The organism is Halalkalibacter flavus (assembly GCF_036663575.1).
GTDB lineage: Bacteria > Bacillota > Bacilli > Bacillales > Bacillaceae_D > Halalkalibacter > Halalkalibacter flavus.
In genome coordinates this window covers 1-245 of record NZ_JAWRVK010000370.1, presented here as the reverse complement: position 1 = coordinate 245, position 245 = coordinate 1, and the positions used below count along the sequence as shown (strand labels likewise).

Here is a 245-nt window from a genome sequence, read left to right as displayed (position 1 = left end):
GGATGCCTGTGGTGACGGGCCAGGACGCGGAGGTCGCCTCCGTCAAGCTCATCCGCGAGAAGATGCAGTACGCCACGGTGTTCAAGGACACCCGTGCCCTGGCAGAGCAGGCCGTGGTGGCGGCGCTCGCCTACCTCGAGGGCGGTGAGCCCGAGGTCAACGACACCGACACGTACGACAACGGGGTCAAGGCCGTCCCGACGTTCCTGCTCGACGTGTCGACCGTCTACCGCGGTGACATCGAC

The 245-nt window shown here is 66.9% G+C and carries 1 pseudogene; it reads left to right on the top strand.

The features are described from left to right. A pseudogene (locus SAY88_RS25510) lies at positions 1–245 on the top strand (sugar ABC transporter substrate-binding protein); the annotation flags it as partial.